Here is a 15,503-nt window from a genome sequence, read left to right on the forward strand (position 1 = left end):
ACTACTCATCTATTTTCTTAAAAGCTACACATGCGTTATGCCCTCCAAAACCAAAAGTATTACTCATAGCAACCTTAATATCTCTTTTCTGAGGCTTGTTTAAGGTTAAGTTTAACTCTGGATTAATGTTCTCATCAATTGTTTGATGATTAATTGTTGGTGGTACAATACCATGTTCCATTGCTAATATAGAAGCAATAGATTCTATAGCACCAGCTGCACCTAATAGGTGGCCAGTCATAGATTTTGTAGAATTGATATTAATATTCTTAGCATGATCTCCAAAAACAGCTGAAATTGCTTTTAATTCTGCAACATCACCAAGTGGTGTAGAAGTACCGTGTGTATTAATATGATCTACATCTTCAGGTTTAATACCTGAATTTTCTAAACAGTTTTTCATCACAGCTATTACTCCAATTCCTTCTGGATGTGGTGCAGTAATGTGATATGCATCAGAAGACATTCCTCCTCCAATTACCTCTGCGTAGATTTTTGCGCCTCTTGCTTTGGCGTATTCGTATTCTTCTAAAACGAGTGCTCCTGCGCCTTCTCCTAAGACAAAACCATCTCTATTTGCATCGAATGGTCTTGAAGCAGTTTCTGGACTATCGTTTCTAGGTGATAAAGCTTGCATAGAGCTAAAACCTCCAACTCCTGCAATAGTAATTGCAGCTTCAGAACCTCCTGTAACAATAACGTCACAATATCCTAAACGAATATAATTTAAAGCATCTATCATCGCGTTTGCCGATGATGCACAAGCAGAAACAGTTGTATAGTTTGGTCCCATAAATCCGTTTTTAATAGAAATATGACCCGGTGCAATGTCTGCAATCATTTTTGGAATGAAGAAAGGGTTAAATCTCGGACTTCCATCACCAGCGGCATAATTTAAAACTTCATTTTGAAAAGTTTCTAAACCACCAATTCCAGCTCCCCAAATAACACCAACTCGCAATTTGTTTATAGTATCTAAATCTAATTTAGAATCTGCAATTGCTTCATCTGAAGCAACCATTGCATATTGCGTAAATCGATCCATCTTACGAGCATCCTTTCGATTTATAAAATCTGTAGGGTTAAAGTTCTTCAACTCACATGCGAAACGAGTTTTGAACTTGGAGGCATCAAAATGCGTTATAGGCGCAGCTCCGCTAACTCCGTTAACTAAAGCGTTCCAATATTCTTCAATATTATTTCCTATGGGCGTTAATGCTCCAAGTCCAGTGACTACAACTCGTTTTAATTGCATATAATATAAATATTACTTTTTAGCTTCTTCTATATAACTAACTGCTTGTCCAACAGTTCCGATGTTTTCTGCTTGATCGTCTGGAATTTGGATATCAAATTCTTTTTCGAATTCCATGATTAACTCAACAGTATCTAAAGAATCTGCTCCTAAATCATTTGTGAAGCTAGCTTCTGTTGTTACTTCGTTATCGTCAACGCCTAATTTGTCTACGATAATCGCTTTTACTCTTGATGCAATGTCTGACATAATTTTTTATTTTAAATTTTAAATCTGGGCAAAAATACAATTCTTATTAATTATAACTAATTTTTGTCCCTAAAATGATTACTAAAAGTAAATAAAATAATTTAATCTTTACTTAAAATAATCAGTTTGTTAATAATTATTCCTTTTTTTGTAGCTTAGAAAGATAGATATGAAGCGTATTGTTATTTTTGCATCTGGTTCTGGTTCGAACGCAGAGAATATTATTAAGTTTTTTAATCACACTAAAACCGCTAAGGTTACTAATGTATTATGTAACAATGAACATGCCAAAGTGTTTGATAGGTGTAAGAATCTAGAAATAAACTGTTTGCTCTTTAATAAAGATGATTTTTCTACCACAGATAAAATTTTAAACATCTTAAAAAACGAAGCAGATTATATCGTTCTAGCTGGTTTTTTATGGCGAATTCCGCAGAAAATTATAGCTGCTTTTCCAAATAAAATCATTAATATTCATCCTGCATTATTACCAAAATATGGCGGAAAAGGAATGTATGGAATGCACGTGCATAAAGCTGTAAAAGAAAATAATGAGACAGAAACCGGCATAACAATTCACTACGTAAATGAAAATTATGACGAAGGAGCCATCATTTTTCAATCAAAAACGGAATTAAACGACCAAGATACTCCAGAAACAATCGCAGAAAAGATCCATTTATTAGAACAACACTACTTTCCGAAGGTAATAGAAGAAGTAATTTTAAGTACAAATGAGTAAAAAAAAGTTTTATGTAGTTTGGAACGGACGAAAAAAAGGGGTTTTTACTTCTTGGAAAGTCTGCAAGAAACAAATTGATGGTTTTGAAGGTGCGCAATACAAGTCTTTTGCAGATTTAAATGAAGCTGAAACTGCGGCTACCAAAAAATATGAAGATTATATAGGAAAGAATACTAAAAAACCAACATTATCTTCTTCTGAAAAAGCAAAATGTGGGCAACCAAATTTAGAAAGTATTTCTGTGGATGCTGCGTGTGCTGGTAATCCTGGTAAAATGGAATATAGAGGGGTTTTAACACACAACAAGCAAGAAATTTTTAGAAAAGGTCCTTATAAAAAAGGCACTAATAATATCGGTGAGTTTTTAGCTTTGGTACATGGTATTGCCCTATTAAAAAGTAAAAACAAAGAAAACATACCTATTTATTCGGATTCTAGAATTGCCATGAGCTGGATAAAACAAAAAAGATGTAAAACCAACATGCATTTCGATGCTTCCAATAAAGATCTTTTAGAACTTATAAAAAGAGCAGAAAATTGGCTTAAAGAAAACACTTTTAAAAACCCAATTTTGAAATGGGAAACCAAAGCTTGGGGAGAAATTCCTGCAGATTTTGGAAGGAAGTGAAATAGTTGGCAATTTTCGGTAGCAGGTTTTTAGTTACTCACTCTTGTAAAAACTGTTAACTGAAAATTGAATACTACATTTTTTTTCTTTTCAAATACACCTCTTTATCTAAATATTTAAGTTCTTTTAAAGTTATTTTTCTACCTTTATTTTTTTTTAAAATTGATGTTTTTTACGTTCTCATTTTTTTTTAATTGATATTTTATGCCTCTTTCTTGTAATTCTATAATTAAACCAGGCAAACCACAATATTCTTCTGGACCATAATTGAAAGGGAAACTTTTAGAAAACCATGCAGTTACAGGAGTTTTATGAATACCTTTAGATTCTGTACTTCTTTTATTACCTTTGCTTTAAAACACATATATTTGCCAATCATTCTTTTTTCTTGCGTTATTCTCCAATTAAAAAGCGGATAACTAATTATAAAATCTTCGCCATAAACATTTATTTGTTGTATTGTTTCATTTTTATTTGAATAATAAATCTCATCAAAATCTACTCTTAATAAAAACCTGCTTTGTAAGTTTTTTTGAAATTTCATTTTTTTTTAATAGCTCCTAAATAAAATTTAGGAGCTAAGGTTTAAATTAGTTACATTCTTATTACTATGACAATCATCATAAATACGTGCGAACTCGTTATAAACACTAATATGACTTGCATTTGGATGAGTTTCTTCATATTCATTTGCCAAATTATTTACCATTTCGAAACAATCTAATAACATAGATTCCTCATTTTTACACGAATTATAGATAGATGATATTCCTCAATCATTCCTCTTTTCGGAATGGCATTCTTACTTTATTTGATAAAACTATACCAGTATATTCTTGTATGAGATTTCTCATAAGTTTTTTTTTAGCAAAGCTGAAATACCCTAAAAGGCTCATTTTAAAATAACAAATAGGAGAAATTTTTCTTTTCCATAGCTTTTCTCTTTTCAAAGATGTAATATATTTTTTAGTAATATTTAAAAAAATACCCATCCATTTTGGACTAGCTGAATTCAGGGATATCAAAAACATACTGTTTTCAGCTAGTCCAAAATGGACAGTTATATAAGAATAATTTATGTTACTTTTACTTTGAGAAAAATTTAATTGCTAAAAGAAAAATAATGAAAGAAAGTATTAACGTTCAAAGTGTAGATTATCAAATTAATAATGTTTTAAAACAAATTGTTTATCGAAGGAAAAGATTAGGGCTTACTCAAACTGATTTGGCTGAAAAACTAGACATTACCTTAAGTGGTTATTACAAAATAGAAAAAGGAAAAACAAAACTAGATTTTAGACGCATGCTAGAAATTTCTGAAGTTTTAGATGTAGAGATAAACTATTTTTTAAAATAAAAAAGAAGGCTTTATAGTTTGTTTAAATCATAAAACCCCAAAACACTGTCTATTTTGGGGTTTTATATGTTATTAAATAGTTATCTAAAAGATTAATTTTGCAGCAATATTACTCTTACAAATTATACCCAATACTAAACATAAGTATTCTTGGTAAAATAAACGTCTTACTATCGGAAATTACGTAATCTGAAAACCGATTGCTTTGTTTAAACTGTGTATTAAACATATTTTGTGCGGAAATTTTATAAGACCAAGCACTATCTTCTTTTTTATAAGACAAGGTTGCATTTGCTATTTCATAGGTGTTTTTCTGACCTAAATCTTTATTTTCGTAAATACTCTTTTTGTAATCAAAATTGAAAATAAAGCCCTCTAAAAAATCATAATCTATCGTTACAAAAGGTTCTGTGGTTATAAATTTAGAAGTATTGTTACTAGAAATAAAACGTCCAATATCTCTACTTACTCCAAGTTCTATTGTTGGAAAATTATCGAACATCGTTTCGAAACCAACTTCATAATTATAACTATTATTTTTATTGGTTTGAATGTTACTATCTATTTCTTGTATGTAACTAGCGTTATTAAAACCAACATCAAATTTATATTTTATGCTTTTTATACTTTTTTCTAAATGCACAGTTCCTCTTAAATCTTCCGACGGATTGCTAAATAATTTCGCTGTTAAAAATTGATTAATTCTTTGAGATGCATCTGTATTATTAACATCAAAAGCAACTGTATTTCTAACACCTTGTATTTGTTTGTTGTAATTTAAGTTCACAAATAGCATTAAACCTCTGTATAAACTAAATCTGCTATAATAAATTCTTGCATTGTGGTATAAGCTATTTTCTAAATCTTCATTTCCTTTAAAAACAGAGTTGTAAGACTGTAAATAAAACCTGTTTGCAAATCTACTAGCATCAGAAAAAGAAGTTTTTAAATTGTAATTTATAGTAATTTTCTTAGATTTATTAAACTCAATTTTTGCTGAAAAATCTGGTAAAACCACCCATTTGTTTTTTGTAGTTTGTGTTTGCTGATTTACTTTCCAATTGTAATTGTGTAAAAAAGCGCCTTGTTTAAAAGTGAAAATACCAGTCCTGAATTTATAATGAATTCCTGCAAACAAATCATTCAATTTAAAATTTACATCGTTGCCAAAACCACCTGAAGAAAAATTATTGTTATCGCCATTGTCTAATTGCTGAAAATCGTTTGTAAAAAAATCTTCATTTAAAAACTTATTACCAGCTGTAGTATAAATATGGTTGCTATTATTTAACTCCCAAAAATACTTAAAAACAGCATCTATATTTTGTTCTTTGGTGTTTTTTTCTTGTAAAATTCTTAATAAATTCTGATTATTATCCGCAGGAATTAAACCTTGTAAAATTGGGTTTTTCGTTTCCCAAAAAGAGTTGTTGTTGTTTTTATCATAAATATAATTTACAATTGAAGAAAACGTATGCTTATCATTTTGTCTTTTATGCCATTCTATATTTTGGTTGATGTATGTTGCTGTTAGATCTCTATCTGTAGTAATTGTATTAGAGTTAGTGTTTACCAAAGAAGTTAAACGATTGTCATTTGCATTATTTGTTCTTTTTACTTGTGTTCTTACATACCATTTTTCTTGAGAATTTGGTGTGTATTCTATATTCAAATTACCAATACCTAATAAATTATCTGTAATTGTTTTATTGGTTCTTTCTTCTGTAAATGTATTGTATTCGTTAAAATCTTCTACAAAAGAGCTTGTATTTGTGTTCGAGAAAATAGCAAAACCAGCAATATCTAATTTAGAAGTCGCTGTTTTGGTAATGTTCAAAGCGCCAAACTTTTGTTTGCTTACTAAGAACATCATTGCTTTCCATAAACTGTGAAAAAGCACCACCTTTCCAATCAAAATTACCACTAAAAATGGCATTAACACCACCAGAGAAACTCATGTAATCTCGAAATGTAAATGTCTTTTCGCCAATATTATTAATATTCCCAATAAAATTCACGTTTATTTTAGGTGCATAATAGAATAAATTTGTACTCGTTTTGTAAAAATCTTCGTTACCTTTCCCTACTTCAACATCACCAAAAACAAAGCGTTTTTTATCTTCTTTTAATTTGATGTTCATTGCCATTTCATCAGAATCTGTTAATCCCTTTAAAAATGAAACTTCGTTGTAATTGTCTATTACTTCTACATTCCCAACGGCATCTGCAGGAATGTTTTCTACGGCAAGTTTCGAATTTCCACCAAAAAACTTTTTACCATCTACCAGCATTTGGGTTACTTTTTTACCTTGTACAGTAACTCTACCATTTTTATCTACCTCAACACCTGGTAATTTTTTTAACACATTTTTTAATTTTCGCTCAGAACCATCAATAAATTTATCGGTTTTATAAGTAGTGGTATCGCCTCTAACCGTTACAGGCATTTCTATTACAATTTCATCTAAACTTTCTGAAGATTGTTGCAATACAAAATCTTTTTTGGTGTTTTTAAGCGTAATAAATTGATAATCTATGGGCTTGTACCCCAAATAAGAAATACTTATGTTAATCGTGTCTCCTTTTGCCAATTGCAAACGATAAAAACCCTCGTTGTCTGTAATGGCAAATTGCAAATTTTTAGAGACATCTTTGGGTTTTGCAATTACATTTGCATAAGGCATTGGGTTTTGTAAACTATCTTTTACCGAACCTGTTAAACTTACTTTTTGAGCAAAAAGAGAGGTAGAAATAATAATAAACAAGGCAAATAGACTTTTCTTTTTCATAAATTAGGCTTATGATTTTTTTTGTAAAAATTTCATAAATGATGCTACTCTTTTCTTGTATTCTTCAACAGTTTCTTTTTTACCTTTTGTTGGTTTTTCTATTACAATATCTTCTGAAGGATTCAAAACTATTTTTATAGCAGTTATACTTCTTTTAGACATTTCTACTAAAAGCACTAAACCTGGTAAACCATTGTATTCTTTTGGGCCAAAGCTTACTGGTATTAAAGGAGTAAACCAAGCAATAGGTTTCATTTTTTTGTTTTTAGACTCAATATCTATTGCTTTATAACACAAATATTTTCCTATTTTCTTTGTTTCTTGAGTTATTTTCCATTTTATGGGTGCTAGATCTGTTAATAAAAGTTCTCCTGTATCATTTTGAAAAAAATATTCTTTTGTGTTTGTATTTTTATAATATATATTGTCTCCACCAGCATAAGTTCTATTAAGGTTAAAAATGGTTTTGCCATCATTTTGCATTTTATCTTCTACTACGTAAAGAGATTCTCCATTAGCAAATGTTAAAAATGTATGTACATCTTTTGTATTTTTAAAAATACCTTTCATCCAAGTATCCATCTTCTTTTTTGTTCTTGCTGTGTAAGCAGAATCAAACTTTTTTTCATTAAGCGGTTCTGCAGAGAACTTGTAAGTAACCTTGCCACTTATCTTTTGTGAAAAAAGCGAAATTGAAATGCAAAAAATTAAAATGGTTAAAATAGGTTTCATAAAAGTGTTCATCAGTAATTTTATTTATAAGAAACAAACTATAATAAGAAAGGTTTTAAATTAAAGAGTGTTTATGTTTTTACATTGATAAAACTCATACTTAGAAAATCCTAAAATAATTAATAAGACCATCTGTAATTAAAGAAACTTAAAATTAATTTTTAAATGGTGAGTTCTTTTTTATTAATTCTTTATACTCTTCAGCTGTAAGTTTTTTTAAACCTTTGGGCTTTTCTATTTCAATATCTTTAATATTTAATTCAATTTTAATAGCTGTAAAAGTAAAATTACTAGATTCTTGTAATTCCAAAATTAATCCTGGTAAACCAAAATATTTTTTTGGCCCATATCTAACAGGAATTTCTTGAGTGTACCAAGCTATTGTTTTTTGATCTTTTGAGTCTAAATTTATAGCTTTATAACAGATGTAATTTCCAACTTTTTTTGTTTCTTGCGTTAATTTCCATTTAATTGGTGGCATTTCTACTAACATTAAATCTCCCAAAACACCTGTTTGATAAAAAAAGTCTTTATCGTTATAATTCTGATAAAATTTTTCATTATTTCCTGCAAATAATTTTGTGTAATTTATTGCTTTTTTAGAATCATTCTTCATGTCTTCTTTTACATAGTATAAACTCTCTTTATTGTTAAATAATAATAAAGCCTCTACATCTTTACTATCTCTTATAGCTTTTTTAATTCTATCAATTCGTTCTTTAGGAACTTTCTTCTTTTCTAATTTAGAAAAATCTGGTCCATTAAAACTTACACTGTAAGTAATTCTTCCTTGTGAAAAGCATACAAAAGTTGAAAATAAAACTAAACTTAAAATTATTTTTTTCATTTTATTAAATTATTAATTATTTTATTAGAGATTTTCATGAGTAAACAAGCCTAAATTTTCTAAAAAATTAATAGAAAAAAGTTTACTTTTGCAACACTTCCTCTGTTTGTTTTGTTTAAGTGATACATTTATTTACACGGTTTTTATATTTCTTATAGATTCCTAATATTTACAGGAATGATAAGCAAATGAGATTTCTCATAAGTTTATATTGAGCGAAGCCGAAATACCCTCAAAGGCTCATTTCAAAATGACAAATAGGATAACTTTTTCTTTTTTATAGCTTTTTCTCCTTCCAAATTTGAGAAACTTTTTTCTAATAACCTAAAAAAAGACCCATCCGATTTGGACTAGCTGAATTCAGGGATACCCGAAACATACTGTTTTCAGGGAGTCCAAAATGGACAGTTGATTGGTAATAATTTGTGCTGTTCTTCTTTTTTATGAAAATATAATCGCTAAAAAAGTAGTTATACAAACAAACGCTTATTTCTGTATAAATATAGTTTTAAGAAATGTTTGTAGAAGAATAAATATGAGCTAACTTAAACTAGTTTAACATAAAATCTAGACATTATCTTGGTGATTATTCCAAAATAGGAAAAAATAAACATAATTTGACTTTAGGTTATCTTAGAGTTTCTAAACAAGTTTATTGAGTAAAGCAAATGACTTTAAAAAAATTAGTTTTTTATAAGTTTAAAGTGAAGTTATCTATTAAATATTTTAGTTAATTGATAAAACAAACGTTGAATCAAACGTAAATCTTCTGTTATAATTTCAGCTGCACCTCTCATTTCTTGTTTGAAAATAATATCCTTATTGTATGAAGTTACTAAATTTTTAGGTAACGAAACATCTATAGTATAGAACCCTTCTTTATTTGAAATTTCAGAAATATTATTCACGATACCTTTTAAAACACCAAATTCATAATCTGGGTAGTTATCTAATTTTATATGAACTACTTGACCAACTTTAACCTTACCTAAGTTTTGTGATGGGGTTTTCAGTTTTGCTATAAATGCAGAATTATTTCTTGGTATAATTGTAAAAACTAAATCTCCCTGACTCACTGTTTGATTTTTACTCCAATAATTTAAAAAAGAAACCTTGCCATTTATCTCTGAAATTAACAAATACTTCATTTCCCAATCTTTCACACTTTTTCTTAGCTGATTAAAAGATTGAATTACATTCTTTAACAACGTCATTTCCTCTCTAACTTTGGCAATTTCAGTTCCTTTAGAAGTTCTTTTATTATTTGAAATGGATTCTCTTAATTGAGATATAGAGGTATTCATGTTTTTATAACTTCTCTCAGACTGTAAAAAATCTAACTGCTTCAATTCATACTCTTTCTCTGAAATTACTCCTTTCCCAAAAAGAGATTTGCTTCTCTCTAAATCTTTCTTTTTAAACTTTAACTCCTTTTCATTTAGCCTTTTTTGAGATTGCATGTTAGACAACCTTCTTTTAAGCTCTGAGGTTGAAATTCTATTAGCATTTACTTCATGAGAAAATGGGTCTAAATCTTTATTCAAAACATATTTAATATAATTATCTTCAAATGAATCATAACTTGCTTCTATATCACCTATAAACAAAATTGGCAAGTCATTAATAGGAAATAAAAATGATTCTTTTTGAACTTTAATGGTGTCAATAATTGATTTCAACAGAAAAACATCTGAATAATCGGCTGTATTTTCTATTATAGCTAAAGGTTGATTTTTTATAACATTCTGAGCATCTCTAACAAGAATTGTATCTATTTTACCACTAACTCTAGCGTACTCTTTTTGAGGTGGTATTTTAGTAGTTAATATAACTTCGGCATTAATAATGTCTGGATATTTAATAAACCATGAAATGAAAAATAACATAAGTATCAGTAAAAAAAATAATGTATTTCCCCAACGAACCATCCAATTAGGTACATAAGATAGTATTTCTTGCACCTCTTCACTTCTAACTTCTATCTCATTATTTTCTGGCATCTTACTTCCCTAAATTTAATTGATTTTTCACCAAATGATAATAACTACCTTTTAGATTTATTAAATCATTATGGTTTCCTTTTTCTATAATTTTCCCTTTTTCTAATACTACAATTTGATGCGCATTTTTAACAGTGCTTAGTCTATGTGCAATAACAACTGCGGTTTTATTTTTAAAGAAATTATCTAAATTCTCCATAATTACCTTCTCATTATTTGCATCTAAGGCAGAAGTTGCTTCGTCAAAAAATAAAATTTTCGGATCTTTATATACAGATCTGGCTATTAATAAGCGTTGTTTTTGACCAGTACTTAAACCAGAACCTTCTGCACCAATTTTAGTATTAAAGCCTAGAGGTAAATTATCTATGTAGTCATTTATATTAGCAACTTTTATGGCATAGTTTAATTTATCTTTGTCTACATAATCTTCTCCAACTGCTATATTTTTAGCGATAGTGTCATTAAAAATATACCCCTCTTGCATTACTACCCCGCAATTTTTTCTCCATGCTTTTACAGAAATATCTTTTAAATTAAACTGATTCACATAAATCCCCCCTTTATCAATATTGTAAAAACCTAAAAGTAGTTTCATTAATGTAGTTTTTCCACTTCCGCTAACACCCACTATGGCGGTAGTTTTATTGGGTGGTATTTCTAAAGAAAGGTCTTTTATTACAGGCTCTAGCCCCCCAGTATATCTAAAAGAAATATTTTTTAAACGAATCACTGCATCTTCAGGAACATCTGATATTTTATTTTCACCAGGTTTTTCTTCATCTTCCATATTGTGTATTTCCCCTAATCTATCCAGTGAAATTTGTGCGTCTTGCACATCTCTCATAAAACCAATTAGTTGAACAATTGGGCCATTTAATTGCCCAACGATGTAACTTATAGCCATCATCATACCAAGTGTAATTTCGCCATCAATTACCAATTTAGCAGATAATATAGTTATCAGCATATTTTTAATTTCATTGATAAAATTAGAACCAACGCTTTGTGTCTGTTCTAAAGCTAAGCTTTTTGTAGCAACTTTAAATAATCTGGCTTGAACATATTCCCAGTTCCAACGCATTCTCTTTTCTGCATTGTGCAGTTTTATTTCTTGCATTCCATTAATTAGTTCTATTACTTTACTTTGTTCTGTACTTACCTCTGAAAAACGTTTATAGTCTAATTCCTTTCGTTTTTTAAAGAAAAATAATACCCAAGTAAAATATAATAAACTTCCAATAGCAAAAACTGCAAAAATTTGCATGCTATAATATCCCAATACCAAACTAAATATAATTAGATTGAAAAAGGAAAAAAGAACCGTTAAAGAAGAAGTCGTCAATATTCGCTCTATTCTTTTATGGTCATTTATTCTTTGTAACAAATCTCCTGTCATTCTAACATCGAAGTAAGAGATTGGTAACTTCATTAGTTTTATGAAAAAATCTGAAATTAAAGAGATATTAATTCTTGCGCTCAAATGAAGTAAGATCCAACTTCTTATAATTTCTAAAGCAGCTTTACCAATAAACAGGAATAATTGAGCAAAAAGGATTAAATATATAAAATTTATATCTTGATTTTTAATTCCAACATCTACAATACTCTGCGTGAGAAATGGAAGAATTAGCTGTAACAAACTACCCGCCAATAAACCAATTATAAGCTGAATGATAAACTTTTTGTACTTAAATAAATATTTAAAAATAAATCTAAATCCGAATTTCTCGTCTTTGTCAAATTCAGATTGATAAAACTTAGGTGTAGGTTCTATAAGTAAAACGACTCCTTCTTCTGTAGTTTCGTCTGCATTATTACCTATCCAGAATTTAATAAAATCTTTTATACTATATGTAATTAGCCCATGTGCTGGATCTGAAATATAAACAACATCTTTTTTTATTTTATAGAGTACTACATAATGGTTTTTATTCCAATGGACAATGCAAGGCAATGGTGCTTCTAAGAGTTTATTAAAACTTAATTTAACTCCTAAAGATTTAAAACCAACAGATTCTACAGCATCGCTTAAACCTAATAGGCTACTTCCTTCTCTGGTAGTTTCACTTAATGTACGTAACTCTTGTGTATTAATTAGCTTACCATAATGTTTGGCTAATATTTTTATACAAGTAGGGCCGCAATCTTTGGCTTCTGTTTGTTTATAGGTTGGAAACCTATTTGCTAAGTTCAAAATTGCTAATGTTTTTTGTTTTAAAACTTGATGATATCTATTACTTTAATACCTAAATTTTTAAAAACTAACTTTATCATATAAATCTTTTTTTAGCATATTTACATTTCCTTCTATTTTACTGATTATCTTTCCTTTTTTATTTATTAGAAAAGATGTGGGTAGCTTTTTTACATCATAATTATTAACAATTTCACTATCATTTCCTTTTAAATCAGAAACATTAAACCAGTTAATACCATCTTTTTTAGAAGCTATTTTCCATAAATTTTCATTAGAATCTAAAGAAAAACTTATGATAATAAGATCTTTAAAATTTTCCTTAAGTACTGGAAAATCTTTTTTATTCTCTTTTCTACAGGGAGCGCAGTTACTACTCCAAAAATTTAATAAAATATTCTTATTTTTAAAATTATTTAAACTTACTGTCTTTCCGGAAATATCTTTTACTGTAAAATTAATAGCAAAATCTCCTACTTCTAGCTTATTATTATAAATAATATTTTTTAATAATTTTCCGTCTTCTAAATTTTTAATGGATTGATCTAACAGCCCGTAATAATATTTAAGGCTATCTTTTGAAACAGAATTTGTGTAATTTAAAATTTTATTGAGTGAAACTGGGTTATTTGGATTGTTGAAAATTAAATCTAAATATTTTCTTTTCCTTATAATGCTATATTTTTCATAAATAATAGATTTTTTAACATTCAATTGACCATAAGTAATTTCTTGATTTTGTTTATGGTTTATAGCTTCTATTTCTCTTTCAAACATAGAAAAAACTTTGTTAGTTTTGGACTTTTTTATAGCTAATGCTGGTAATGAAATTGATTTTTTATTTTTAAAATCCATAATATCTAAATCAATCTCAGTTCTTTCAAAATTATCTAACCAAATATTTATTGTAGGGTAAGGAAATTTTTCTTCAAAAAACAGTATAGCAGGCTCAGGGTTTTTAGTATAACCACTAATAATAAATCTTCCATTCTTTACAGTTGTAGTATCTGTAATTTTTTGTTTATTAATATTAAAAACAAAAAGTTTGGCACCATCCTTTACATTTGATACTTTACCACTTATTATATAATTATTTTTATTTTTTTTTGTATTGCAATTTATTAAGGTAATGAGAAGTAATAGTGTTAAATAGCGCATGTATTTTTTTTTAAAGCATTTGCCTTTTTAAAAAGGCAAATGCATATTTAATAATTAAGCTGGTTTATCTTTACAAAGTCCAATAATACGACCTTCGCAATTTCCAGACTTACAATCACTGTTATAATTACAACCACAGTTATTGTCCATTTCTCCCCTAACATAACAGCCATCATCAATAATTACATTTCCTCCAAAAACTTATTTTTGTTCAGCTCTACTTAAGGCTTTACCAATGTTTAAAATTTGTTTTTTCATAATAAATAAATTAAAAAATATATATTTGCCGTGAACATTTAGAGACACTCACAGTATGTGGCTATTCTTCGCGAGAGAATATTTTTATCAAATTAATTTTAATTTGTTAGTTTATATTTAGTAATTTTTCAAGCTCTTTTTCAATCAAGCTATCTTTCTTATAACCAATAAATTCTTTTTGTAAAACACCATTTTTATCGATTAGAAAGCTATGTGGCAATAGTTTTACTCCATATTGAAAAGCTACAGGATCTTTTACGCCTAATAAATTAGAAATATTTTCCCATTTGTAACTATGTTTTTCCGTAGATTTTTTCCAAACATCTTTCTCCTCGTCTAAAGAATAACTTATAATTACTAAATCATCTTTATACTTTTCATTTAAATAAGAAAATTCTTCTTTGTTTTGAACGTGACACCATTTGCACCAATATGCCCAAAAATCTAAAACGATAATTTCACCTTTATAATCAGATAACTTCTTATAATTCCCATTTAAATCTTTCGCTTTAAAATCACGAAACATTTCTCCTATTTTAATTCTTTTACTTAAAATTTGCTTTTTTAATAATTCTCCATTGTTTGATGCTTTTAAGTTATCATCTAAACTATTATAAAAAATTAAAATACTATCCTTAGATATTTTTTCATTAAACCTAAAAAACTCGTCTAGAGTGAAAGCAGTATTAGGGTTTTTAAAAAGGAAATTTATTTGATCCTTTTTTATTGTATCCATGTATTTTTTAAATATTAAATTTTTCTCTTTTTGATTTTTATTGGAATCAAATAATTCATCAATTTTATTGGAATATTTATTTGGTACAACTCTATACTTTTTCAAAACATTATTTACTCTACTGTCTATAACTTTTATATTTTTTTTTGTTTCAAAATTCCCATTTATTACTATATTTTTTGGTTGACCTCCCCAAAAATTAAAACTATACAATTCAGCTCCTGCTTTAGTGTAAAAAGTAAGATAAAATAACCCCTCTTGTATAACAAGTTTTCTATAATTTAAAATAAACTTTTCCTTTAAAGAATAAGTTGAATCGATATTTTGTTTATTTCCTGATTTTTTTAAAATAACTAAGGTACTATCCTTTAGCCCTCTTACATATCCTAAAATAGAAATATTCTTTGAGTCCTCTTTTTTATTTGAAACACATGAAGAGCAAATTAGGATTAATAAAAAATATTTTTTGAAATTTCGCATTACTTTTAAACTTTAAATCTAAATTAGAGATGTAATATAAGAAAAACTATAGCTTTCTAATTTTGAACCATAGTT

14 protein-coding genes and 1 pseudogene are annotated in these 15,503 nt (G+C 28.1%); 3 read left to right on the plus strand and 12 right to left on the minus strand.

From position 1 onward, the window contains the following. Window position 1 precedes the first annotated feature (1 nt). Window positions 2-1,255, minus strand: a complete 1,254-nt coding sequence (gene fabF / locus CW731_RS10360) for a beta-ketoacyl-ACP synthase II (protein WP_100946655.1) — start codon at window positions 1,253-1,255, stop codon at window positions 2-4. 12 nt (window positions 1,256-1,267) lie between these two features. After that, entirely contained in the window at window positions 1,268-1,504 is a 237-nt protein-coding gene (locus CW731_RS10365; protein WP_004569249.1) for an acyl carrier protein, read from the minus strand. Between the two features lie 169 nt (window positions 1,505-1,673). Between CW731_RS10365 and CW731_RS10370 the strand changes: the two genes are divergently transcribed. Together CW731_RS10370 and CW731_RS10375 are read left to right on the plus strand one after the other, a co-directional pair. Further along, entirely contained in the window at window positions 1,674-2,246 is a 573-nt protein-coding gene (locus CW731_RS10370) for a phosphoribosylglycinamide formyltransferase (protein ID WP_100946656.1), read from the plus strand. After that, window positions 2,239-2,874 carry a viroplasmin family protein gene (locus CW731_RS10375; protein WP_100946657.1) on the plus strand — a complete coding sequence of 212 codons (636 nt, stop codon included), beginning with the start codon at window positions 2,239-2,241 and terminating at the stop codon, window positions 2,872-2,874. The genes CW731_RS10370 and CW731_RS10375 overlap by 8 nt, the downstream gene beginning before the upstream one ends. 146 nt (window positions 2,875-3,020) lie before the next feature. On the opposite strand, the pseudogene CW731_RS15975 reads toward CW731_RS10375, so the two are convergent. Both CW731_RS15975 and CW731_RS15595 read right to left on the minus strand, forming a co-directional pair. Next, window positions 3,021-3,418: pseudogene (locus CW731_RS15975) on the minus strand (GLPGLI family protein). Window positions 3,419-3,445: 27 nt separating this feature from the next. Then, a complete protein-coding gene (locus CW731_RS15595; protein ID WP_157812219.1) occupies window positions 3,446-3,604 on the minus strand; it encodes a hypothetical protein in 159 nt (52 codons plus the stop codon). 393 nt (window positions 3,605-3,997) lie between these two features. On the opposite strand from CW731_RS15595, the gene CW731_RS10395 reads away from it, so the two are divergent. After that, window positions 3,998-4,231: a helix-turn-helix domain-containing protein gene (locus CW731_RS10395; protein WP_100946661.1), complete on the plus strand. Its 234-nt coding sequence runs from the start codon at window positions 3,998-4,000 to the stop codon at window positions 4,229-4,231. A gap of 115 nt (window positions 4,232-4,346) precedes the next feature. On the opposite strand, the gene CW731_RS15825 is transcribed toward CW731_RS10395, so the two are convergent. From CW731_RS15825 to CW731_RS10430, 8 genes are all read right to left on the minus strand, one after another. After that, window positions 4,347-6,068, minus strand: a complete 1,722-nt coding sequence (locus CW731_RS15825) for a hypothetical protein (protein ID WP_232734662.1) — start codon at window positions 6,066-6,068, stop codon at window positions 4,347-4,349. Beyond that, the gene (locus tag CW731_RS15830; protein ID WP_232734663.1) at window positions 6,040-7,020 is read right to left on the minus strand and encodes a carboxypeptidase-like regulatory domain-containing protein; all 981 of its coding nucleotides are present in this window, start codon (window positions 7,018-7,020) and stop codon (window positions 6,040-6,042) included. The genes CW731_RS15825 and CW731_RS15830 overlap by 29 nt, the downstream gene beginning before the upstream one ends. A gap of 9 nt (window positions 7,021-7,029) precedes the next feature. Further along, window positions 7,030-7,752 (minus strand): GLPGLI family protein, encoded by a 723-nt coding sequence (locus CW731_RS10405; protein WP_100947684.1) that lies wholly within the window; start codon window positions 7,750-7,752, stop codon window positions 7,030-7,032. A 154-nt stretch (window positions 7,753-7,906) separates the two neighbouring features. Continuing rightward, window positions 7,907-8,599 (minus strand): GLPGLI family protein, encoded by a 693-nt coding sequence (locus CW731_RS10410; protein ID WP_100946662.1) that lies wholly within the window; start codon window positions 8,597-8,599, stop codon window positions 7,907-7,909. Window positions 8,600-9,309: 710 nt separating this feature from the next. Next, window positions 9,310-10,599: an HlyD family secretion protein gene (locus CW731_RS10415; RefSeq protein ID WP_100946663.1), complete on the minus strand. Its 1,290-nt coding sequence runs from the start codon at window positions 10,597-10,599 to the stop codon at window positions 9,310-9,312. Between the two features lies 1 nt (window position 10,600). Continuing rightward, the gene (locus tag CW731_RS10420) at window positions 10,601-12,799 is read right to left on the minus strand and encodes a peptidase domain-containing ABC transporter (protein ID WP_100946664.1); all 2,199 of its coding nucleotides are present in this window, start codon (window positions 12,797-12,799) and stop codon (window positions 10,601-10,603) included. A 57-nt stretch (window positions 12,800-12,856) separates the two neighbouring features. Then, window positions 12,857-13,954, minus strand: a complete 1,098-nt coding sequence (locus CW731_RS10425; RefSeq protein ID WP_100946665.1) for a TlpA disulfide reductase family protein — start codon at window positions 13,952-13,954, stop codon at window positions 12,857-12,859. A gap of 364 nt (window positions 13,955-14,318) precedes the next feature. Then, entirely contained in the window at window positions 14,319-15,428 is a 1,110-nt protein-coding gene (locus CW731_RS10430) for a TlpA disulfide reductase family protein (protein WP_100946666.1), read from the minus strand. Between the last annotated feature and the right edge of the window lie 75 nt (window positions 15,429-15,503).

The organism is Polaribacter sp. ALD11 (genome assembly GCF_002831685.1).
GTDB lineage: Bacteria > Bacteroidota > Bacteroidia > Flavobacteriales > Flavobacteriaceae > Polaribacter.